The sequence below is a fragment of the Nostoc sp. genome (assembly GCF_036919555.1).
Taxonomy (GTDB): domain Bacteria; phylum Cyanobacteriota; class Cyanobacteriia; order Cyanobacteriales; family Nostocaceae; genus Nostoc.
In genome coordinates this window covers 139873-161189 of record NZ_JBALCS010000104.1, presented here as the reverse complement: position 1 = coordinate 161189, position 21317 = coordinate 139873, and the positions used below count along the sequence as shown (strand labels likewise).

General features: G+C 43.3%; 20 protein-coding genes. 9 read left to right on the top strand and 11 right to left on the bottom strand.

The features are described 5' to 3' along the window. Positions 1 to 272: 272 nt before the first annotated feature. On the top strand, positions 273 to 2258 hold the full coding sequence (locus V7K36_RS29705; protein WP_335121234.1) for a serine/threonine phosphatase: 1986 nt from the start codon (positions 273 to 275) through the stop codon (positions 2256 to 2258). A gap of 333 nt (positions 2259 to 2591) precedes the next feature. Beyond that, the gene (locus V7K36_RS29700) at positions 2592 to 3047 is read left to right on the top strand and encodes a nuclear transport factor 2 family protein (protein WP_335121233.1); all 456 of its coding nucleotides are present in this window, start codon (positions 2592 to 2594) and stop codon (positions 3045 to 3047) included. Between the two features lie 422 nt (positions 3048 to 3469). Here V7K36_RS29700 and V7K36_RS29695 read toward each other — a convergent pair whose 3' ends face one another. Next, complete coding sequence (locus tag V7K36_RS29695; protein ID WP_335121232.1) at positions 3470 to 3601, bottom strand: hypothetical protein; 132 nt, start codon at positions 3599 to 3601, stop codon at positions 3470 to 3472. A 63-nt stretch (positions 3602 to 3664) separates the two neighbouring features. On the opposite strand from V7K36_RS29695, the gene V7K36_RS29690 reads away from it, so the two are divergent. Continuing rightward, the gene (locus V7K36_RS29690) at positions 3665 to 3811 is read left to right on the top strand and encodes a hypothetical protein (RefSeq protein ID WP_335121231.1); all 147 of its coding nucleotides are present in this window, start codon (positions 3665 to 3667) and stop codon (positions 3809 to 3811) included. Positions 3812 to 3815: 4 nt separating this feature from the next. Here the strand turns inward: V7K36_RS29690 and V7K36_RS29685 are convergent, their stop codons facing one another. After that, positions 3816 to 4778, bottom strand: a complete 963-nt coding sequence (locus V7K36_RS29685) for an orange carotenoid protein N-terminal domain-containing protein (RefSeq protein ID WP_335121230.1) — start codon at positions 4776 to 4778, stop codon at positions 3816 to 3818. 893 nt (positions 4779 to 5671) lie between these two features. On the opposite strand from V7K36_RS29685, the gene V7K36_RS29680 reads away from it, so the two are divergent. After that, entirely contained in the window at positions 5672 to 5884 is a 213-nt protein-coding gene (locus V7K36_RS29680) for a high light inducible protein (protein WP_335121229.1), read from the top strand. Between the two features lie 63 nt (positions 5885 to 5947). Then, on the top strand, positions 5948 to 6187 hold the full coding sequence (locus tag V7K36_RS29675; RefSeq protein ID WP_335121228.1) for a hypothetical protein: 240 nt from the start codon (positions 5948 to 5950) through the stop codon (positions 6185 to 6187). A 461-nt stretch (positions 6188 to 6648) separates the two neighbouring features. On the opposite strand, the gene trpE is transcribed toward V7K36_RS29675, so the two are convergent. The 3 genes from trpE to V7K36_RS29660 form a co-directional block, all read right to left on the bottom strand. Then, the gene (trpE, locus tag V7K36_RS29670; RefSeq protein WP_335121227.1) at positions 6649 to 8163 is read right to left on the bottom strand and encodes an anthranilate synthase component I; all 1515 of its coding nucleotides are present in this window, start codon (positions 8161 to 8163) and stop codon (positions 6649 to 6651) included. A gap of 144 nt (positions 8164 to 8307) precedes the next feature. Continuing rightward, the gene (locus V7K36_RS29665; RefSeq protein WP_335121226.1) at positions 8308 to 8730 is read right to left on the bottom strand and encodes a photosystem I reaction center subunit II PsaD; all 423 of its coding nucleotides are present in this window, start codon (positions 8728 to 8730) and stop codon (positions 8308 to 8310) included. Positions 8731 to 8903: 173 nt separating this feature from the next. Further along, the gene (locus V7K36_RS29660; RefSeq protein ID WP_335121225.1) at positions 8904 to 10916 is read right to left on the bottom strand and encodes a DICT sensory domain-containing protein; all 2013 of its coding nucleotides are present in this window, start codon (positions 10914 to 10916) and stop codon (positions 8904 to 8906) included. Between the two features lie 856 nt (positions 10917 to 11772). On the opposite strand from V7K36_RS29660, the gene V7K36_RS29655 reads away from it, so the two are divergent. Continuing rightward, positions 11773 to 14064 carry an amylo-alpha-1,6-glucosidase gene (locus V7K36_RS29655; protein WP_334823525.1) on the top strand — a complete coding sequence of 764 codons (2292 nt, stop codon included), beginning with the start codon at positions 11773 to 11775 and terminating at the stop codon, positions 14062 to 14064. A gap of 129 nt (positions 14065 to 14193) precedes the next feature. On the opposite strand, the gene V7K36_RS29650 is transcribed toward V7K36_RS29655, so the two are convergent. The 4 genes from V7K36_RS29650 to V7K36_RS29635 all read right to left on the bottom strand — a co-directional run bounded on the left by V7K36_RS29650 (position 14194) and on the right by V7K36_RS29635 (position 16621). Beyond that, the gene (locus V7K36_RS29650; RefSeq protein WP_335121224.1) at positions 14194 to 14874 is read right to left on the bottom strand and encodes a hypothetical protein; all 681 of its coding nucleotides are present in this window, start codon (positions 14872 to 14874) and stop codon (positions 14194 to 14196) included. Beyond that, positions 14874 to 15284 carry a RusA family crossover junction endodeoxyribonuclease gene (locus tag V7K36_RS29645; protein ID WP_335121223.1) on the bottom strand — a complete coding sequence of 137 codons (411 nt, stop codon included), beginning with the start codon at positions 15282 to 15284 and terminating at the stop codon, positions 14874 to 14876. Before V7K36_RS29645 ends, V7K36_RS29650 begins: the two co-directional genes overlap by 1 nt. Positions 15285 to 15670: 386 nt before the next feature. Next, positions 15671 to 16000, bottom strand: coding sequence for a DUF2973 domain-containing protein (locus V7K36_RS29640; RefSeq protein WP_334823531.1), 330 nt, complete (start codon positions 15998 to 16000; stop codon positions 15671 to 15673). Between the two features lie 303 nt (positions 16001 to 16303). After that, positions 16304 to 16621, bottom strand: coding sequence for a DUF2605 domain-containing protein (locus V7K36_RS29635; RefSeq protein ID WP_335121222.1), 318 nt, complete (start codon positions 16619 to 16621; stop codon positions 16304 to 16306). Between the two features lie 393 nt (positions 16622 to 17014). Here V7K36_RS29635 and thrS point away from each other — a divergent pair, with 393 nt between their 5' ends. Then, on the top strand, positions 17015 to 18865 hold the full coding sequence (gene thrS, locus V7K36_RS29630; RefSeq protein WP_335121221.1) for a threonine--tRNA ligase: 1851 nt from the start codon (positions 17015 to 17017) through the stop codon (positions 18863 to 18865). 631 nt (positions 18866 to 19496) lie between these two features. Here the strand turns inward: thrS and V7K36_RS29625 are convergent. Then, the gene (locus V7K36_RS29625; RefSeq protein ID WP_335121220.1) at positions 19497 to 19658 is read right to left on the bottom strand and encodes a hypothetical protein; all 162 of its coding nucleotides are present in this window, start codon (positions 19656 to 19658) and stop codon (positions 19497 to 19499) included. 99 nt (positions 19659 to 19757) lie between these two features. Then, positions 19758 to 19901, bottom strand: coding sequence for a hypothetical protein (locus V7K36_RS29620; RefSeq protein WP_335121219.1), 144 nt, complete (start codon positions 19899 to 19901; stop codon positions 19758 to 19760). A 185-nt stretch (positions 19902 to 20086) separates the two neighbouring features. Between V7K36_RS29620 and V7K36_RS29615 the strand changes: the two genes are divergently transcribed. Both V7K36_RS29615 and V7K36_RS29610 read left to right on the top strand, forming a co-directional pair. Further along, a complete protein-coding gene (locus tag V7K36_RS29615) occupies positions 20087 to 20788 on the top strand; it encodes a DUF433 domain-containing protein (protein WP_335121218.1) in 702 nt (233 codons plus the stop codon). Further along, the gene (locus V7K36_RS29610) at positions 20785 to 21222 is read left to right on the top strand and encodes a hypothetical protein (RefSeq protein WP_335121217.1); all 438 of its coding nucleotides are present in this window, start codon (positions 20785 to 20787) and stop codon (positions 21220 to 21222) included. Before V7K36_RS29615 ends, V7K36_RS29610 begins: the two co-directional genes overlap by 4 nt. The last annotated feature ends 95 nt before the right edge of the window (positions 21223 to 21317 follow it).

Sequence of the window (21317 nt, the reverse complement as noted above, 5' to 3'; positions counted from 1 at the left end):
CGGATATCTCTATTGGAAATTGGTGATTGTTCTTTCTTCTTATTACCCATGCCCCATGCCCCATGCCCAATGCCCCATTCCCTATTTATAAGCAATTGACTGCCAATATATTAAATATTTATCTAATATGCGTCACAATTAATACTGCCACCAAAATTCATTGATAAACTACAATTTCTTGTAGGTCTACTGTAGTCAGGGACAGCCAATTGTGGCACCTTGGATCTTAGTGGCTAGAAGCACCTTGGAACGGGAATTAAGGAACTTCCACTATGCTGATTTGCCCTCAGTGTAAATTTGAAAACCCCAATAGCAACAAATTCTGTCAAAACTGTGGCACGTCTCTGACTCACAAAGTCTGTCCTGAATGCAGTACCGATGATGTAGCTGTGAATGCACTACGTTGTCATAAATGTGGCACGGACTGTGGAACAGTGTTTTGGGCAATTATTGCTAAGGAAACGACTGGGGAAACTTTGGTAGTAGAGGGGGATAAGGGAGATATGGGAGATGAGGGAGCAATCTCTTCCTCATCTCCTCTATCCCCTAGTTCTCAAATTGCATTAGGCTCCTATTTAGACTCCCAAGAGCGCTATCAATTGTTAGATTCGCTACCTGCCCAAACGGAAACTGCCACCATTACTGATGTAGGCGTAAGAGTTCTAGACTGCCAGCCGTATGAAATATCACCCATTGGGGCGATACTAGCAAGTCAGCAATCAGATTTAGTCACGCCATCAGTGGAAGCAAGTGGAATTCCTCGCCTTGCTAAACTTTATATTGCCTTACAATCCCAAGATCAGCGAGGGATACCGCCGATTCACGATGGATGGCAGCAGGGGGATATGCAGATAGTCATAATCGAAGACCGCTCGCATTGGCAGCTTTTACTCGACCTCTGGCAAGAAGAAACAACAAGTTCGTTAAAAATTTTACACTGGTGTTATCAAATGACCCAACTTTGGGCATTATTGGAACCAGTAAATTGTCGTCAAAGCCTTTTAGATTTGTCGAATTTGCGATTGGATGAAGACCAAACACTGGCGCTGCAAAGGTTGTATGTCGAATCATCGAATTCTCAGCCCACCACAGAGTCATCAGAAGATCCCCAAGCCCAAACATCTGCTATTCTAGAGCAACCGTTAACTATCCAAGCTTTGGGGCGGGTTTGGCAAGCGCTATTTAAGCAGTCTCAACGCACTCAATTTGGCTCTGTAGTCCAGATGTTGGGGGATTTAGATGTAGGTAAGATTCAGACGATCGCACAGTTGCGATCGCGTTTGGAGGAAATCTCTATTGAACTGGAAACACTAGGAACCGCAACTTTACCCCCAATAAAGGAGAAAAATACTGCTGTGACCACTATCCCACAATCAGATGAGCCAGAAGATATCATTAGCAAAATTGATGATATGCCAACTGTTGTGCTGGCGATGCAGTTAAGTAGCTTAGAAGATGCAGGACGCACAGATGTGGGGCGTCAACGTCATCATAACGAAGACTACTTTGGCATTGAAACCAAAATAAATAAACTAGAGTTGCCTAAAAGTCAAGTTCTGCAAGGGCATGGTTTATATATTCTCTGTGATGGTATGGGTGGACACGCTGGCGGCGAGATAGCCAGTGAGTTAGCAGTCAACACCCTACGGCAATACTTTCAAGAACACTGGATTGCCAACCAACTACCAACAGAAGATAGCATTCGTGAGGCAGTGTATTTAGCTAATGACGCGATTTACAAGCTCAATCAACAAGATGCCCGTTCTGGAGTGGGGCGCATGGGTACAACTTTGGTAATGCTCTTAATTCAAGATACTCAAGTAGCAGTTGCTCATGTGGGAGATAGCCGTCTCTATCGCTTGACGCGCAAGCAAAGACTAGAACAAGTCACAGTAGATCACGAAGTTGGGCAACGGGAAATTACGCGCGGAGTGGAAGCAAGCATAGCTTATGCCCGCCCGGATGCCTACCAACTCACTCAAGCCTTGGGACCTCGTGATGAAAACTCGATTAATCCTGATGTCGGCTTTTTCGAGATCAATGAAGATACTCTTCTGCTGTTGGCATCGGACGGTCTATCAGATAATGATTTACTAGAAACCCATTGGCAGACTCACTTAGAACCCTTACTTAGTTCTGGCGTTAACTTAGAACGGGGTGTTATAGACTTAATTGATTTGGCGAACCAACACAATGGTCACGACAACATTACTGCTATACTTATTCGGGCAAAAGTACGCCCAAATCTGGAAAGTTAATAATCCAAGTTGCGGGTTATCGACTGATGTGTCCTTATACCTCTCAATTCATGCGATGCCTGGGTTGGGCAACGCCTCAATACGCTTGGGTTAAGGATAATTGTAGGTTGGGTTGAACATTCGTGTTACCCAACATTAAACGTTAATTGTTGGGTTTCGTTCCTCAACCCAACCTACGCAGATTAAGGCTTTTGGCACTAACCCAAGCGTATTGGTCTACGCCTACCCTTACAACAAAGTGACGCCACCGCCCCTTAGACTTGATTGAGAATTCAGTTACGTAAAAGAAAAAATAAATACTTGTATGATATTTTAGAGGGTAGAAAAATCTAGATGTTTTGGTTGTCTCGATGGCTAGTGTTAGGAACTATACTTGTTAGCTTAACTTTTAGCAGACCTTTATTTGCCAGTCAATCTATGAACCAAAAAGATATCCAGATATTAATAGAAAAGGCTAAAGATGCCTGGGTTGCTCAAGATGTCGATGCTCTTGCACAGCTGTTTACGGTTGATGGGGAACTAATCGTGCCTGGTGAATGCTGGCGGGGGCAAGAAAGAATTCGAGAAGAAGTTACCCATTTTAAACAACAATATTCAGATGTCAAAATAGACATCCAGAGGATTATCGTTGGAGCAAATCAGGCAGCAGTAGAATGGTACTACGAAGATACGGAAAAGGCGACAGGTCGTCGTAATAAAGCTGATGATGTAATTGTCGTAGATTTCAAGGATGGTCAAATTAGTCGTTGGCGTGAATATTTTGATACACAAACGTCAGCTAACAGCTAGTTGCACTAGCCGTGGTAGTCAAGTCTCCTTAGTTCAAAATTAATTAAGGAGATTTGACTATCAGAACTAAGTTATAATTTACAAAGACACAAGACGTTTACCACCTCAGACCGCTCTGATGAAGAGTTTAATCTTCCCTTAGTGATAATAAAATGGAGGAAGCGACAAAAACTCCACACCGTCAATGCCTTTGATTGATTAATACTGTTCAAACATCTGCGAGCGCTCTCCTTCGATGTCTGATAATGGGTCACAGCGGCATAACACCCAGACAGTATTCTTTGTTTTCATTTACAAGAATAGCTAACAGCTGGGTGAAAAACCCAGACTCTAGGGTAGGATACTAAGTAACCAAGGGAAAGAGCTATATTGGTTATACAAGCCTATCTAAAGTAAGATTTTAATTCTTTATTTTTGAATTGTTACCTGCTCATTTGACGCCGTTGGGATTGTGCTTGGTTGAACTGCTTTTGTTGTGGTGTTAATTGGTTGTAATCACTTGAAGATTGCATATCCCACTGTAATTCCGCTAGTAACAGTAAACTAACAGTCATAATTAGCCCCGTTGAGAGAAACTGCATGACACCGCAGTACGGTAAAACTAAGATTCCCAGCAAATGAATAAACCCCATGAAAACATTTCAAGGCTTTTAGCTAGATTTTTCAACTATCTTTTGGCGATCGCAGGACGAAGATATCAAAGAAGCGTGGTAGAGTGGCGATCGCTCGTTCACTCATCCACGCTGAAGCGGCAACTAATCTAGCCCTCTATTTACGTGCTAGGTTGAGCAGTTCTTTAGGAGAAGCAAGCAAGTCAATCGCTACAAAGAAGATTTTGCCTTGAGGATCGAGCAAAAACCGCCATGCAATATTCATCCCCACGCTGGCACCGAACCAAGGGCTTTGAACTTTACCTGTGACTTTAATCTGGGTATAGCCATCTTCCACTGGCTCAGAGACACCGCGCTCTGGGATCATCTTCAATCCCTGGCATTCTTCACGCATATAGACCCGGATTCCGTCCTGACCAACAATCGGTCTTTCAAAGGGAGGTTGCAAGGCACCTTCAGAACGAAACAGAGCAACCGCAGCATCAAAGTCATTGGCATTCATGTTGTTGATATAGCCCAGCACCGTAGGATTGTTGATGCCCTCAATGGTGACTTTAGTCCGAAATGCTTGTGCAGTGGGAGGAGATACCGGCTCTGAGACTTTTTTGTAACTGCCGGGAGCGTTCGGGTCAAATCCCATGCTGACTACGGTATTGCGTAGGATGGTAATTTGTTGACCGGAATCAGCATTGCGGATGGCTTGCAACACATCGGCAACTTTCGGAGAAAGCTTGTAGCCTTCTGGGATAGGAGCAACGGTTCCCTGGGCCATCCATTCTCCTAACTGATACCAGAAGCCCAACTTGATATTCACGGTGAAGGATGCATAGGAACGGCAGAGGGGAGTGTCAGCACGGTTAGCCAAATCGTACATGACTTGCGTTTGAGCCTCAAAAGACATCTGCTTAATTTCTTCGAGTAAGCCTTGTGCGAGGATCATGTTGGCTGCCCCAGGAGCAGCAACCGTAATACTTTTACCCATCTCGGTATAGGCAAACCAGAGTAATGCTAGTTGATCTTCAGCATTGAGCTGAGAGAATGATTCGACAATAGTTGGAACAACGTCAGCAACTAAGGTGCCGGGAAAAATACTTTGAGCCGACTGGATGGTAAAAGGCATAGCAGAAATTCCCAAAAGAAAATTACAGTTCTATCGAATCTGAAAAATTAAGTGTGCAAAGACGAAGGAGAAATGCGTTTAGCTATTAACAAAGGCACTCAGCAGTCTTTGCGATTGCTTTACCAAAGGCATGACAATTGCGTTGCCGTTGAGTTTTGATACTCGGCAAATCAGATTGCAGGCTCAACTGCATATTTATTTAGAAAGCCTTAGTTATCTGTGGTTTAACGCATTTGTTTTGTTATGTTTCTTAATGTAAAGAAATATAACAATTCTGTTACAAATAAGCAAGACTTTCTCGGTTATACCTTGATAGTTTCTGCTTATATAAATAATAAGTTTTACTGAAGTTAGATTAAAGGCAATTGATGCCTTTGTGTGTATTCACTTCTAATATCATGTCCGGGTAATTCGTTGTGATTCCCATAGTCATTACACCCCACACGCCAGATGCTCCACTTGGGGAGACCCCAAGACCGCACTGGCTCCCCTTAATCCCCTAAGAGCCGGCTCTTAGGGGAGACAAAGCATAGCTTTGGCAGGGTGGGGTTCTTCGGGTTTAATAAGCAATCAAGCGGACATGATATAAGAGCGACACCGAATAGCCCGTCGTAGACATCGCACATCTCTACACGCATCAAATTTCCGTAAACAATCCTTAATTGAACCTATAGCGGCTCTGTGTTGGGTGCAATACGCCCGCTTATTGGGAAGTCAGAAGCCAGAATTCAGGTAAAAATCGTTATATTGCGATGCCTACCTTCTCGCACAAATCCAAAATACCTAGTTGCTTAGTACGGATTTTACTACCTTTGTCTTTATGTCAAGGACTTGCAAAAAATATTTACAATAGTTTATATTAATTTACAGATAACAAAAATAAGGAGTAAAAGATGACAAATAGAGGTTTTACCATTAACGAACGCGGTCAACTCAACAGATTTGCGATTGAACCCAAGGTTTATGTTGATGAAACCTCACGGACAGGCTTCACCGAATATGCCGAAAAACTCAATAGCCGTTTGGCAATGATTGGTTTTGTCTCACTCATCGCTTTGGAAGTTCTCACCGGACATGGTTTGATTGGATGGCTAACCAGCCTTTAGATAAGACACTTCAGATTTACAACTTTTCCTTACTTGACAAATAAAACAATTTAGAGAGAAACTATGAAAACTGATTTTGATTACCCCAAAAAAGATTTAATTGGGCCTGTTGTTTTTAGACCTGATTTCAACAACTTTGAGATTATCAATGCAAATCAAGCCTGGTCATTGTTTTTCACAGTCGGTCAAGACGACAAGGGACTGGGACAAGAAATTGAATTCGGCAGATTTTTCACTAACTTTTTAATTGCCATTGGAGCAACTGGAATTCTTTGGGCGATTTACTTCAGCCAATTGGGATGAGCAATTTTGTTCATTTCTAGTGTGTAGTAACTTCAATGGAGGTCTTGGATTTGGATACCAGGACTTTTTTCAGTTTAAATTGATGGGTGAGCAAGTTCCTAGTAATACCATTTCTGTTTGAAGATGCGCCCATACGACTGATACAAAACTACAGACTGTAAGGGTAATTCATGAATTGCCCCTACGTGAATAAAGCGCAGCCTTATATAGAATTGGTATAAGGACTTTAGGCGTAGGTTGGGTTGAGGGACGAAACCCAACATTTTCTGGACTTTGTTGGGTTTCACTACGTTCAACCCAACCTACAATTATCTTTAACCAAGTGTATTGAATTATAGGCGAAAGTAACTATACAATAGGCATTGATAACGATATTAGACCTACCTTTAAAGAGTGCTGAGTTAAAAGGTAGGAGTTAATTTTGAATTTTGAATTTTAAACGTATCGCGGCAGTCCCTAGTTCAACGCAAACAACGAATCGCCTCTAATAGACCTCTAGCTTTATTCAGCGTCTCTTCGTATTCTTTCTCTGGCTCAGAATCAGCCACCAAACCTGCGCCAGCTTGTACGCTGACCGTATTATCATGCACTACCATTGTGCGAATTGCGATCGCAGTATTTAATTGTCCTTCAAAATCGTAATATCCATACACACCGGAATAAACTCCGCGACGGCTAGACTCTAACTCGTGGATAATTTCCATCGCCCGAATCTTGGGTGCGCCACTTACTGTACCTGCTGGGAAGCAAGCTTTCAATAAATCCCACGCTGTTTTATCAAGCGCTAATTTACCCACAACATTGCTGACAATGTGCATCACGTGGGAGTAGCGCTCAACTACCATTAATTCATCAACTTTGACGCTACCATTTTGACAAACACGCCCCAAATCATTCCGCCCTAAATCTACAAGCATCACATGTTCGGCAATTTCCTTGGGATCTTCGAGTAAATCTTGAGCGAAGGCTGCATCTTCCTGGCTAGTTTTACCCCGTGGACGCGTCCCGGCAATTGGGCGTACCGTTGCTATCACTCCACCATCTCTATCGGTTTCGGCTTTCACCATCACTTCGGGACTGGAACCGATAATTTGCCAATCTTGGAAGTTAAAGTAAGCCATGTAAGGCGAAGGATTTATCTGACGTAGGGAGCGGTAAAGGGCAAATGGGTCGCCTGTGTATGGTGTTGATAGTCGCTGGGAAATTACTACTTGAAAAATATCGCCTGCTTTGATGTGAGCTTTTGCTTTTTGGACACTGGCACAAAAATCAGGACGGGTGAAGTTGCTAGTGTATTCCTCTGCTCCTCCAGATACGCGACTTCCTGGCGGTTTCCATTCCAATCTGGTTTTTTCTGAAGATAGTGGTAGAGATAGCTTTTCAAGCATTTGGGTGACGCGATCGCACGCTTGTTGATATGCTGCTTTGAAATCTACTTTCTCTTCACGTAAATCAGCATAAGCGATCGCCCAAATTTTGCGCTTCACCTGGTCAAAAATCAATAGGTGGTCTACCTGCATCCACAACCCATCAGGGATATTTCGCTCATCTGGTGGATAAATTGGCACGCGCGGCTCAATCCAGCGAATCAATTCATAGCCCCAAAACCCAAACAAACCGCCAATTCCTGGCGGTAGCTGTGGTAACTTGACTGGGTGATAAGATGCTAAACATTCGGCTAAAGCTGAAAAAGGGTCGCCTGCGAAAACGACTTGCGAACCATCGCGGTTTTTCTGGGTGGTGCGATCGCCCCTTGCTTCCAAAACCCACACCGGATCACAGCCCACTAAACTATAGCGTCCTAGTTTTTCCCCACCTTCTATCGATTCCAACAAAAAGCTATAGGGCTGACCTGCACAAACTTTATACCAAGCAGATACGGGCGTATCTAAGTCCGCTACCCATTCTTGATATACCGGGACGAAGTTACCTTGTAGAGCTAGCTGAGAAAATTCGGAGAAATCGGGGAATACCATAAATTGCTTAGGGATAGGGCATGGGGCATAGGGCATAGGGTATTGAAAAGAGGCAGAGGGGCGGGGAGCAGGGGGCAGAGGGGAAAACTCTTCTCCCTTGCTCCCTGCTCCCTGCGCCCTTGCTTCCTCCCCAGTCCCTAGTCCCTATGGCTCGTAGGTAGCTTTACCACTGAACTTGAGTTGTGATTGATTGGGGTTTTGCCCAATGCCGCGTGGGACATAACCGACTTTTCCACGACCTTCATTCACCTTCTCAGGGAAGACACCATCAGCTGGGTGAAGTAAAGTAGTTTCTCCGTTGGGTAAAATCCGGTAAACTTTGTAATCTGTAATTTTGAGTTTCCGGAGTTGCTGACCGCCCAAAGCGATGCCATATTCTTTACGAGCTATATACAGCAGGTTTTCACCTTTTTGCATAGTAGCAGCACCACCTGTAGGCAATTCAAATACTTGCTCTTTCGGGCTAGTCCAAGTGATAGCGTACTTTTCTTCCACTTCTGCTTTGTTTAGCAAGCCACCAGTGCTGCCAGCAAATAGCGGGGTTTTTCCAGAGAGTGTTTCTGCCATAAGTGATTTCTCTCAACGTTTTTAGGGAATCCTAACACCGTAACCAGGATCATATTGCGATCGCGTCATAGACTGTAATAGTTTTTAGTCATTTATCCTTTGTCCTTTGTCCTTTGTTAAAAATTAGTACCCAATGCCCAATGCCCAATGCCCAATGCCCAATGACTAATGACCTATTTACTCTTGACTTTTGTCCGCTTTTCCTCATAGCTATTGTGAACAATCGGTATAGTGAAGTGAAACTGACTACCCTGGTCTTTGCCAGTTGACTCTGCCCAAATTTCCCCACCCCAGCCATTAACAATTTGACGGCAAATTGCTAAACCAAGTCCAGTCCCGCCAGTGGTGCGGCGTAGCGCTCCCTCTTCTTGATAGAAGCGGTCAAAAACTACTTCTAAACGATTCGGTTCAATACCGCGTCCAGTGTCAGCCACAGTCACCTCGACGACCATTTGACGGCTGTTGTGAATCGCTTTAATAGTGATTTCTCCTTCGGGTGGCGTAAATTTATAAGCATTGTCCATGAGTTTTGCCAGTACCTCTACTAGCCAATCACCGTCAGCTCTCACCAGAGGTAGGTTTTGAGCAATTTGAGTTTTGATTTGGGGCGGCTTTTCCGTTGAGGAGCGTGTGCGATTTCGGCTGAGTGCTAAATCCACACACTCTTGTAAGGTAAGGGATTCTGGATGCCATTCCACCCGACCGCTTTCCAAATTTGAAAGCGTCAGGAAATCTTGTACCAATTTTCGCATCCGCTCTGAGTCGGAAAGAGCAGTGTTGAGCATGATCTGCTGCAACTCCAAGGGCATATCCGGCTCACTAGCGAGACTTTCTAGGCAGACTTGAATTGTAGATAGTGGGGTACGTAGTTCGTGTCCAGTAATGGCTATGAGGTTGCTGCGGGTGCGGTCTAGGGCTTCTAGTTGCTGGTTAAGTTCTTCTAGGTTGGCGTAAGCTTCCGCTTGGATGAGAGCTGCTCCCACTTGGGTAGCGATCGCTTCTACCAGATCCAATTCCCCAACTTGGCACTCGTGAGGTGGCATCCGGCAATAGTGCAACTCCACAATGCCTAACAATCGCCCTTGATAGAACACTGGTTCCATCAGCCAAGAACGAATCGCAAACTTTTTGGCGATCAATGAAAGTCCTGGCGAATTGGTAACGCGAGGGTCACTCAGCGTATCGCTTACACAAACCCCTTCGCCTTGTTCTACTATGTCCCGAAATAGGGAATTTTTCTCTAACTCCCAGGTTTGCCCACAAACAGATAAAATACCCGGAGTCAAAAACTCGTGTTCAATTATGGCTTGGCTATCTGCGGCTTGAGCGCGGTAAATTAAACAGCGACAAGCTTCTAGGTGTTGTCCTAATTCTTGCGCCGCCACCTGGAGAACTTCGTGAGGATCGAGCGATCGCCGAATGGCAGTGCTAATGGAGTTGACTAATCGTTCTTTTCGTGCTTGGGCAGCAATTGAACGATAGGCTTTGTGCAATTTGTACTGGCTAGCTTGCAAATAAGTTACTAAGCGCTGCACAAAGGGATCTGTATCGATGTCACAAGCATATTCGTTTACTTGTTCTGTTCCAGAGTAGCTTCTCGGCTCCCCGATGCCAAACCTCTGACGTGCCTCCTCAATTTTACTTGCCAGTTCTGGTCTGTAAACCAAAATCCTGTCTAACAGCAATTCGGCTGCTTTGAGGCTAACTCCCCTTTCCGATGTCCAAATTCCCTCAAATCTTCGCGCTGTGTCGATATCCAGATTAGGGCTTAGTTCTGGTAGTTGCTTGTTTTTAGCAATAGAAGCAAGGCTTTCCCGGCAAACCAGACAAGTTGCATAATTGTCAGCAATAACTACCAAATGCCACTCTTGACTTAAGCCATCCTTTGGGTCAAAAGCCACCTTTTCATAGTGTTCCGAACTGTTGGTGAAATCCGTTTCTGGAGCAGATAATACGTATACTTGATTACTTCGCAAGGCAAGTCGCTGGTAGCGATGAGCTTCTTGGCGGTAGAATCGCTCTCGCTGAAAACTAGCAATTACAAGGGGTTGGGCTAAAGTCGCAGCCAAAACTTGATCTTCCATCGCGTGGGAGAGCGCCGTTAGTGAAGCCTTAAAATATAGCTGGGGCCGCAAGTATGGTAGGGACTTTAGCAGATCACTCAGCACAGAAGTCGAAATGCTCATGAATTATTGTTAAACGCTCAACCTCGATAAGATCCACGTCACAGCTGCATTGTACAAATTCCAAGGGACTCTCAAGTTAAATAGAGAGTTGCAATATGTAAAGAACGCTAAAAAGCACTTTCCGCCAAAGCAGGCGCAACATTTTGTTACCAAATTGATTTGTTGATTGACAACTTACTACGCCCAATATACATTCTTGACTAACTTTGAAATATGCTTGCACACCTAAAATCTTTCAATGATAAGTACAACATAAATAATTATTGTATTCTTTAACTCTTTTATTTCCAATAACTACTGATGATTGATAGCCCACGCATTGGCGTAGCCTGTGATAGACATCGCTTACTTAATATTTACACCTACTCAATAAATTTTCTTACCCAAAAACCATTACTGCCATATACCATATAATTTAATCCGTAATGATTGATTAATTTTAATCAATCAATTAATTATCATAAATTTGTATAATCAAACATCATAGATATTTAAAACAAAATCGTATAATAGTTTCGGGAACAAGTGCTACCTGTACCCGATAAAAACTAGGAATTTCGCATTTTTGCTGAGTATACTATATGTCTTGTATCTTGAGAAAGTTCAACGACTAAGGAATTATCTCAAAATTCTCAGTTTTCAGTCTTGAGTTTAGACTTATACAATATAAATATTATCAAAATTTACTTATATTGATTTGAGCGCTGCTATTTTGTCAGCAGTACGTAAAAATTTTTTTGGCTAGAATGGCTCAAACAAGTTTTATAGAGGGTCTTTTTTCTGCAATTTGTGAGGCTTCAAGACCTCTACTGCGAATACCATAAATATCTACGACCTGTACACGGAACTTTGGCTAATGACACCGGATACGCTAATGACCCCGGAAAAAATTTTCCTGGATGGAAAAACTTTTATTCCTGCCGAACAATTACCGATTCCGGAGTGGCCTTGTGTTGTGAGTCAAAGGCCACAACCGACACTAACGGTCAAAGATGATGATTTATTTTTTGTGACAGATACTATCGGGAACATTTCTGGCTGTTCCCTCAACGATGGCAATCCCAGCATGGGACTGTTTTGTTGCGATACGAGATTTCTCAATCGCTTGGAGTTGCAAATTGAAGGGCGATCGCCTGTACTCCTGAGTAGTACTGCCGAGAAAGGGTTTTCACTTTCAGTTTTGTGTACCAACCCCAGAATTGATGAACGCCTAAGAGCGGAAACTGTGGGAATTCGTCGAGAAATAGTGCTGAATGGGGCATTATTTGAAGAAATTGAGATATCTAACTACAGCACAACAACTGTCAATTTTGAACTAAGCATCAGCTTTGATGCGGATTTTGTTGATTTATTTGAAGTCCGGGGCTATGACAGAGAAAAACGAGGTCGGCTTTTACGCCTAGCGGAACTGACGGCTGAGGAAGGAACATTTTCTCTCGTCGATGGCGTTGCGTCTCTACCCAAAGAGCCATCTGCCTCTAGGGAAGAATCCTTGACACTTGCCTATCAAGGTCTGGATGGCTCCGTGATGGAATCCCGTCTTCTATTCCAACATCGGCAACCAGACTATTTCAAGGGTTACACTGCTGTTTGGCAGCTAGAGTTGGCTTCTCACGAAACTCAAAAGCTGGGCTACCGAGTGAATATGTTGAGAAACAACCAGTCCAGTTCAACTGTGAGTGCCGCCTTCACCTTAGGACAGGCGAAAGCTGCTGAGTTGATGGAAGAGCAAAATTGGGTACAGCAAATTACACGCATTAGCTCAGATAAGAACACCTTCAATCGAGTGATTGAGCGGGCTGAACAAGATATGTATTTGTTGCGCCAATCTTTTGGTAAGCATAAGACTGTTTCTGCGGGAGTGCCGTGGTTTTCGACACTGTTTGGGCGAGATTCGCTGATTACAGCTTCTCAAACCGTGATGTTAAACCCGCAAATCGCCAAGGAAACCCTGATACTACTTGCGACATACCAAGGTAAAATCGACGACGAATGGCGCGAAGAAGAACCGGGTAAGATTTTGCACGAGTTACGTTTGGGAGAAATGGCTCGTTGTCAAGAAATTCCCCATACACCTTATTACGGTACAGTTGATGCCACTCCCCTGTGGCTGATGCTCTATGCCGAACATTATGCTTGGACTCACGATCAAGAACTCCTAGAGCAACTTTGGCCGAATGCTATAGCAGCAATGGAATGGATTGATCGCAATAGCCAACAAACCAGCTACCTCAGTTACTTCCGTAAATCCAAACGCGGTCTTGTTAACCAAGGTTGGAAAGACTCTGGCGACTGTATCGTAGACCACAAGGGAGAATTAGCCAACGGCCCAATTGCTCTGTGTGAGGTGCAAGCTTACGTCTATGCTGCAAAAATGCGCCTAGCAGAAATAGCTAGGATGAAAAAGCGGCTTGATTTGGCAGATCGTTGGCAAGAAGAGGCCAGAAGTCTAAAGGTTCGTTTTAATCGAGATTTTTGGGTGGAAGACCAGGGTTTCTGCGCTTTGGCTTTGGATGGAGATGGCAAGCCAGTAGACAGTATTACCTCAAATCCTGGTCATTGTCTACATTTGGGCCTCTTCACACCCGAAAAAGCCTATAGTGTAGCAGAACGGTTGCGGGCACCAGATATGTTTAATGGTTGGGGCATTCGTACCCTAAGTAGCTTGTCACCCGCTTATAATCCGATGGGCTATCACATTGGTTCGGTTTGGCCTCATGATAACGCTCTGATTGCAATGGGATTGCGATCGCTCGGTCTTATAGATCAAGCCCTGGAACTTTTCCAAGGTTTATTCGATATGACAAATCGGCAGCCTTATCAACGTCCTCCAGAACTTTTCTGCGGCTACGAACGGAATGGTGATAATGCCCCTGTGCAGTATCCAGTTGCCTGTACTCCCCAAGCTTGGGCTACTGGTAGTATCTTCCAACTACTACAAATGATGGTCAACTTGGTACCTGATGCTCAAAATAACTGCTTGCGAATAATCGACCCCGCTTTGCCAGAATCGATTAATCGCCTGTCATTTCATAATTTGCGAGTTGGCCCCACCATCCTCGATTTGGAATTCGAGCGTTCTGGAACTACCACAGCTTGTCGCGTTGCGAAAAAACGGGGTAATTTGCGGGTAGTTATCGAAGCTTAGAAAGGGAGTAGGGAGTAGGGAGGAGGGAATTTACCACTCCCTATTTTATGCTAAGTGCGAGCGATCAGCAGCATAACCTGAAATTCAGTACTAGGGCTTGTCCTATCATCCACTCCAACCAACCCAGTGTTAGTCTGCTTCATCGCCAGTGTGTAGAGTTTTCAAGAGTTGCTCTGTAAGCTCAATCAATTCATATACAAAATTTTGCGTAAGTTCTGTAGTTTTGAAGCCATGAGCGATCGCATTACGTAATAAGAGTGCATTCATTAGTAACTGATACTCAGCTTTTGAAATTACACCTTCAGTTGCTAATTGCTTTACTAAGTAGAGTGGATCAAATCCTTCTAAACTTAGCTCTTCCTTTTCCGTAAGAAGTCTCAAAGTTGCTTCTACCAAAGACCAAGAATATAGAATAGCTGATTCTGGATGTTGCGTTGTAAGTTGCCTTGCTACTTGCAACTGTGATTCTATTTCATGTTCCTCAAGAGAACCCTCTGCTTTCAGAGAATACATTATATCCTCCGGGTTGGTCATTACTAATTCAAATCTCCAACCAGGATGTTTTTCTACCGCTTGAGCTAAATTACCTAAGTATTGATTAGAAGAAGAGTTAAGTGAGGAGCGTGACTTGACTTCAATAACTACATTTTCTTCTCCACGACGTACTATCATGTCGGGGCGATAGGTTTTAAGGAAGTCAGGCAAGTCTTCTAGATTTGGATGAAAAAAAACTTCGTAACCCTTCTCACGATACTCTTCTGCTAGTTTCAGTAATCGCTCTCTTTCTAAGTTTGCAGTTGAATTTGCCATCAAGTAATTACCCCCTGATCAGGAGCATCAATTACGACAATATGTAAGAACTCTTTGCCACGGTCAAAGCCTTCCGTCAATGTCGAAGTCATGTTTTGTGTAAAGTCACCGAATAAATTCCTCTTTCTAACTAGGAGGTCGCTTACTTGCTTATCATCGATGTAGGCTAATCCTTTAATTGCATCTTGAATAGGCTTCACTATATTGTCTACATCCATTTGATCAGAATGATAGAAATAGGTTATCTGGAGCATAACCCACCCAGTAGCTGTTTTTTGTTCCGAAGACCAGTATTTTTCAGCCTCTTGTCGCACTGTCTTTTTCCAAGCTTCAAGGGGATTACTCTTACCGCGCTTACGAGCCTGTTGTGATACTGGTGAACCATCTACTATGAACTCAAATCTGGTCAATACACTTCTAAATAATAGATCACAGGTTATTATATGCTAGTAACCCTGAACACAAGCAGATAACTCCCGCTACTCATTATTGCGGCTTGCATCAACAACCACTAGAAAAGGATCGAAGAAAGCTTCTACGGCTTGCTGAAATGTTATGCCGTCATGATTGCTTGGATTAATCCCAGCTTTCTACTCGTTCCAAAGGAAGGTGACACCATTAACCACGAAAAAACATCCATACCTCATAATCTAGGCAAGATGTATTTACGTTGTCAATACGCTTTGTTGTAAAAGTTTACAATTACAATTCAAGGCTGAATCATAATTTACACCCAAAGAGACGCGATTAATCGCGTCTCCTAACTCCTGTACAGACGCGATTAATCGCGTCTCTTTTACGCTTCCTCAGAATTTTCTCTTTTATGTCCTGGAGATGCTTCGTAAAGTGCATCAAGATGTTGACGCGCATCTTCAACGTTAATCGAGCGCATTACTAAAAGTGGCTCTTTAATTAAGTTGCCCGCGCTATCTAATAACTCTGGATGGGGTGCAAACTGTTTCTTTGATGAATAATAACCATAGTTGCCTTGATTATTCATTGACGAGGAATTCGTCGGGTAAGTTCGCTCCCGATCAAAACTGAACATGATCAGGTTACGAATTAAGTTGCCAACAGCTATAAATGCAAGGATTGTAAAAGCAAGAATGTAAAGCAGATGTAACATTGGATTTTCCTCCAGGGCAGTAATTTTTAAAACTTTATTTTGTAACGCTTTGCTTCGCCAACACTGTGACTCACAGTTAAGACGAGTATTTGACGCACTGTTTGTGCGATTACCTTTATATGAAGCTATTTGTCAACCGTTATTCAACTTACGGTAGCATAGGATACATTATTTTGTTAATCCAAATAACGTTAAGAAGTTGTTAAGAATTTTCTACTATCTCTTTGACGACTGAGCTAGCGTCTTGTCGTTAGACATTACTAAGTAGTCTGCCGAAATTAAGCAGATGCTCTCAACTGCTGCTTAGACTTCACGCCCTTGACGAAAGCGCATTGCGACATTCCAACATTCTGTTACTAATTGATGCCAAGGCATTAACGTTGCCATCTCAATCCCGACTTGTTTATCAGTAGCATTAAACAGCATCTTCACTGTGTTTAGTTCATCCTGCGCTTGCTTAACCCGCGAGAGCAAGTCTGATTGCTCTTGCTCACTCATAAATGATATTTGCTCAGTTTCGAGTAAATGGCGCGATCGCGTAAACCAATGCTGAAAATCTTCAAGCAGGGGTTCTAAGACCGTTTTCAGCAATTCAGTCCCTGGTAAATTTGAGTCTGACATAAATGAGAAGCATATTTTCAACTTGCTTACTAATATTAACGTTATTTATGTTTCTTAACATTTTTCTTATTTTTCTCATAATTCCGAGGATGTAAAAATATGTAACAAGGAACACAAAATGTATTATATAGTCTTGATATCGGGTTTGTATAGTTCCTTTGGAGAGGCGTCTATAGGTATAACTGACACCGAGTTGCAATTCATAAGATAATTTTGCGATCGCGTGGAATCCTGAATTTGACACTCAGGTAAGCAATCAAAAATTTATCTTTATCCCCAATTAAAAATTAATCCAGTAGTGGGAACATGAAGCCGAGCTGGCCAAAATCAAAGTCGTTATAGTTGAATAAGCCTACAGATTCAGATAAATCACCTTTTGTAATCACTTCGCCAATGGTTCAGCAGCCAATGTCGCTAAAATCATCTAATCAATCAGAACAGCCAGAACAAGTTGAAAAAATTTATTTACCGCGTACCAGCGAATCGGAGAACTTAAAAAAGATTCGCCACACTGCTTCCCATGTAATGGCAATGGCAGTACAAAAGCTGTTTCCCAAGGCACAAGTTACAATCGGACCTTGGATTGAAAACGGTTTTTACTATGACTTTGACAACCCAGAACCATTTAGCGAAAATGATCTCAAAGCCATCAAGAAAGAGATGGTGAAGATTATCAATCGCAAACTGGCAGTAATTCGGGAAGAAGTCAGTCGCGAAGAAGCCCAACGTCGGATTCAGGAAATTAAAGAATCTTACAAGTTAGAAATCCTGGCAGATATCAAAAAGGAACCAATCACGATTTACCACCTGGGGAACGAATGGTGGGATTTGTGTGCGGGACCTCATGTGGAAAATACCAGTGAATTAAACCCGAAAGCAATTGAACTAGAAAGCGTTGCTGGCGCTTATTGGCGTGGGGATGAAACAAAAGCCCAACTACAACGCATCTACGCCACCGCTTGGGAAAGCCCAGAACAACTCACTGAATATAAGCGACGCAAAGAAGAAGCACTGCGGCGAGATCACCGGAAGCTGGGTAAGGAACTGGGATTATTTATATTTTCTGATCTAGTCGGGCCGGGTTTACCTTTGTGGACGCCAAAGGGTACTCTGTTGCGGAGTACTTTAGAAGACTTCCTCAAGCAAGAACAACTAAAACGGGGTTATCTGCCTGTGGTGACTCCCCATCTTGCTAAAGTCGATTTATTTAAAAAATCTGGACACTGGCAGAAATATAAAGAAGATATGTTCCCTTTGATGGCGGATGACGAGGAAGCTGCTGCCAAAGAAGAGGGCTTTGTCCTCAAGCCGATGAACTGTCCCTTCCATATCCAAATATATCAAAGTGAGTTACGCTCCTATCGGGAACTACCGATGCGACTAGCAGAATTTGGTACTGTTTACCGCTACGAACAATCAGGGGAATTGGGCGGTTTAACGCGGGTGCGCGGTTTTACTGTGGATGATTCTCACTTGTTCGTCACTCCAGAACAGCTAGATAGTGAATTCCTCAGTGTGGTGGATTTGATTTTGTCGGTGTTCAATAGTCTGCAACTGAAGAACTTTAAAGCTAGACTCAGTTTCCGCGATCCTGCTAGTGATAAGTACATCGGTGATGATGAAGTTTGGGACAAAGCCGAAGGTGCAATTCGCCGTGCAGTTGAAACCTTGGGGATGGAACACTTTGAAGGTATTGGAGAAGCGGCATTTTATGGGCCGAAACTCGACTTTATCTTTAGTGATGCTTTAGATCGGGAGTGGCAATTAGGAACTGTGCAGGTAGATTACAATTTGCCAGAACGCTTTGAGTTGGAGTATGTCGCCGAAGATGGGGTTCGCAAACGTCCGGTAATGATTCACCGTGCGCCTTTTGGTTCACTGGAAAGGTTGATTGGGATCTTAATTGAAGAATATGCGGGCGATTTCCCTTTATGGTTAGCGCCTGTGCAAGCTAGATTACTGCCAGTGGGTGATACACAGTTAGATTTTGCTAAAGATGTGGTGGCGAAGATGAGAGCGTTGGGTATTCGTGCAGAAGTTGATACCAGTGGCGATCGCTTGGGTAAACAGATTCGGAATGCAGAGAAAGAAAAAATACCCGTGATGGCTGTGGTGGGAGCGAAGGAAGTGGAAACCAACACCTTGAGTATCCGTACCCGCGCCTCTGGGGAATTGGGAGTTATAGCTGTAGATGAGGTGGTAGATAAGATGAAAGATGCGATCGCTAAGTTCGAGAATTTCTAAAATCTAACCGCAGACGCACACTAATCACAATTGGTGTGCGTTTTGTCTAGTAGGGCACTGAGGCTAGCTGGTAGGTTTTGGCAAAAGTGCGATCGTAACGTATTTAATATCAAAGGCTCATTAACGGAGTTCAAAGACTCATTAATGGAGTTCAAAGACTCATTAATGGAGTTCAAAGGCTCATATCATGTCCGGGTAATTCGTTCGTTGTGATTCCCATAGTCATTGCACCCCACACCTTAATCCCCTAAGAGCCGGCTCTTAGGGGAGACAAAGCATAGCTCTGGCGGGGTGGGGTTCTTCGGGTTTAATAAGCAATCAAGCGGACATGATATCATTCACGAGTATCAAAGACTCATTAATGGAGTTCAAAGACTCATTCACGAGTATCAAAGACTCGTTGACGGAGCTAAAAGACTCATTGTAATTAAATCAATGTCAGTTCAACGGGTCACACGAATCAAAAGACCTCTCCCTGGTTTTACTACGCAAAACCTGTCCCTCTCCGACGGGCGAGAGGGACAGACTTGAACTTTAGTTCAAGACAGGGAGAGGTTCGCCGAACTCACGTTTAATTAAATCAAGAATTTGCCTTCAGCCTAAAAGTCTCTTTATTAATTACGAATTAATATCACGACCTGGGGCGCAACAGTTGCACAAAGGTATCACTCACAGTATGGTCTTTGGTATCGGCAGCGTATTGAACTAATTTTTCCTTCAGTTCTTTAGCAGCATCTAAAGGCAGTAAGTTGACTAGCAAAAAGTACACACCCCGAAAACGGGAGTCGCCCATCTGGTCAATCAGCCGATGCGATCGCTAAGAGACTTTTGTCGCAACTATAGCAATTTGCTTTGCTAATTCTTGGTGTAATCGTGCAAAATCTCGACTAGGTTACCAGACTTGGGCAGATATTTTGAGAGTTTTAACACCTTGATCATGGCTTAATGAAGCAGGAATCGTTTTAGTTTCAGGAAAGCCCAGCCATGTAAGCAGTCTTTTCACATAATCACTGCCACCAGCCAGTAAATATGTCAAAGCAATAATCAAAGTGCGATCGCTTGTTTTATAACTGGATAGCTAGCTATCCAATCAAGCCGAGCCTTCGAGAGAAAGCGATCACCTCACTAAGAATAATTTTTCATAAAGCTAAGACTTTGCTTGTTTTAATATATTATCGATATCGAAGATAATAAAATTAAGCATCTCTGGCAGGCACGCAAATGAACGAGCTTTACGGAGGAACCGATCCAAGAGACATTCCCGCCTACTCCATTAGCGATGCCGCTCGTTATTTACGCATTCCAGCAGGCACAATTCGTTCTTGGACAGTTGGGCGACACTACCGGATTTCAAAAGGTTCCAACTTCTTCAAACCCCTTATCCCAATTCGTGATCTTAAACCACGACTCCTCTCATTTAACAACCTAGTTGAAGTTCATGTTTTAAGAGCAATTCGCAAAAATCACAAAATTGATTTAGGCAATGTACGAACCGCTCTTGATTTCATTGATGAGCGGTTTCAAACATCCCACCCGCTTGCTGGTGAAAGTTTTCTTACCGATGGTGTTGACCTGTTCATTGAGCGCTATGGCTCTCTCATTAATGCATCGAAAAGCGTACAAACGCAGATGAAAGACGCTTTTAATGCTCATCTTGAGCGAATTGAACCCGACGACACTGGGCTTGCAATTAAACTGTATCCCTTTACTCGCTCTCACGAGGAAGATAGTCCTCGTGTTGTCGTCATTGATTCCCGAATCGCCTTTGGTCGCCTTGTTATTGCTGGAACAGGAATTACCACCAGCGTGTTAGCAGAACGCTATAAAGCAGGTGATTCAATTGACGATCTCGCTTATGATTATGACAGCGATCGCTTCAAGATTGAAGAAGCTATCCGGTGTGAACTACCTGCTGTTGCATGATTCAACCCCAGTCCATTACTTTTTTTATAGATAGATGTCTAGGTAACAGACGCATTGTAGAAACGCTTCGGGCCGCAGGTGTCACTATCAAAATCCATGATGAACACTTTTTTGACAAAGGCGCTCAAGATGTGGACTGGTTGCCAGAGGTCGGCAAAATGGGCTGGGTTGTTTTGACCAAAGATGGCAAGATTAGCAACAACTTATTAGAAAGGATTGCTGTTGCGCGCGCTCAGGTCAAGATGTTTATATTTGCTTCCCAAAGTGTATCAGGGGCAGATATGGCCGCAATTTTTCTAAAAGCAATTGTGCCGATGCAAGAATTTGTTCGGAAACATCCTGCTCCATTCATTGCGAAAATCTATCGTGATGCAAGCATTGCTTTATGGAAAGACAGTCAGGCACTAGTAGAAGAATTAGAACGGTTTTTTTAGATTGCGCGATCGCCTTTTTTGGATACTCACCCCAGGCAGGGCGAGGAGGAGAGTCAACAGCAGGATAAAGGAAAAAATGAAAAAAGGCGTAGGCG

Bases quoted from the DNA above. Each gene is read 5' to 3' on its own strand.
- V7K36_RS29705 (WP_335121234.1), top strand. From the start codon at position 273: ATGCTGATTTGCCCTCAGTGTAAATTTGAAAACCCCAATAGCAACAAA.
- V7K36_RS29700 (WP_335121233.1), top strand. From the start codon at position 2,592: ATGTTTTGGTTGTCTCGATGGCTAGTGTTAGGAACTATACTTGTTAGC.
- V7K36_RS29695 (WP_335121232.1), bottom strand. From the start codon at position 3,601: ATGACTGTTAGTTTACTGTTACTAGCGGAATTACAGTGGGATATGCAA.
- V7K36_RS29690 (WP_335121231.1), top strand. From the start codon at position 3,665: ATGAATAAACCCCATGAAAACATTTCAAGGCTTTTAGCTAGATTTTTC.
- V7K36_RS29685 (WP_335121230.1), bottom strand. From the start codon at position 4,778: ATGCCTTTTACCATCCAGTCGGCTCAAAGTATTTTTCCCGGCACCTTA.
- V7K36_RS29680 (WP_335121229.1), top strand. From the start codon at position 5,672: ATGACAAATAGAGGTTTTACCATTAACGAACGCGGTCAACTCAACAGA.
- V7K36_RS29675 (WP_335121228.1), top strand. From the start codon at position 5,948: ATGAAAACTGATTTTGATTACCCCAAAAAAGATTTAATTGGGCCTGTT.
- trpE (WP_335121227.1), bottom strand. From the start codon at position 8,163: ATGGTATTCCCCGATTTCTCCGAATTTTCTCAGCTAGCTCTACAAGGT.
- V7K36_RS29665 (WP_335121226.1), bottom strand. From the start codon at position 8,730: ATGGCAGAAACACTCTCTGGAAAAACCCCGCTATTTGCTGGCAGCACT.
- V7K36_RS29660 (WP_335121225.1), bottom strand. From the start codon at position 10,916: ATGAGCATTTCGACTTCTGTGCTGAGTGATCTGCTAAAGTCCCTACCA.
- V7K36_RS29655 (WP_334823525.1), top strand. From the start codon at position 11,773: ATGACACCGGATACGCTAATGACCCCGGAAAAAATTTTCCTGGATGGA.
- V7K36_RS29650 (WP_335121224.1), bottom strand. From the start codon at position 14,874: ATGGCAAATTCAACTGCAAACTTAGAAAGAGAGCGATTACTGAAACTA.
- V7K36_RS29640 (WP_334823531.1), bottom strand. From the start codon at position 16,000: ATGTTACATCTGCTTTACATTCTTGCTTTTACAATCCTTGCATTTATA.
- V7K36_RS29635 (WP_335121222.1), bottom strand. From the start codon at position 16,621: ATGTCAGACTCAAATTTACCAGGGACTGAATTGCTGAAAACGGTCTTA.
- thrS (WP_335121221.1), top strand. From the start codon at position 17,015: ATGGTTCAGCAGCCAATGTCGCTAAAATCATCTAATCAATCAGAACAG.
- V7K36_RS29625 (WP_335121220.1), bottom strand. From the start codon at position 19,658: ATGGGCGACTCCCGTTTTCGGGGTGTGTACTTTTTGCTAGTCAACTTA.
- V7K36_RS29615 (WP_335121218.1), top strand. From the start codon at position 20,087: ATGAACGAGCTTTACGGAGGAACCGATCCAAGAGACATTCCCGCCTAC.
- V7K36_RS29610 (WP_335121217.1), top strand. From the start codon at position 20,785: ATGATTCAACCCCAGTCCATTACTTTTTTTATAGATAGATGTCTAGGT.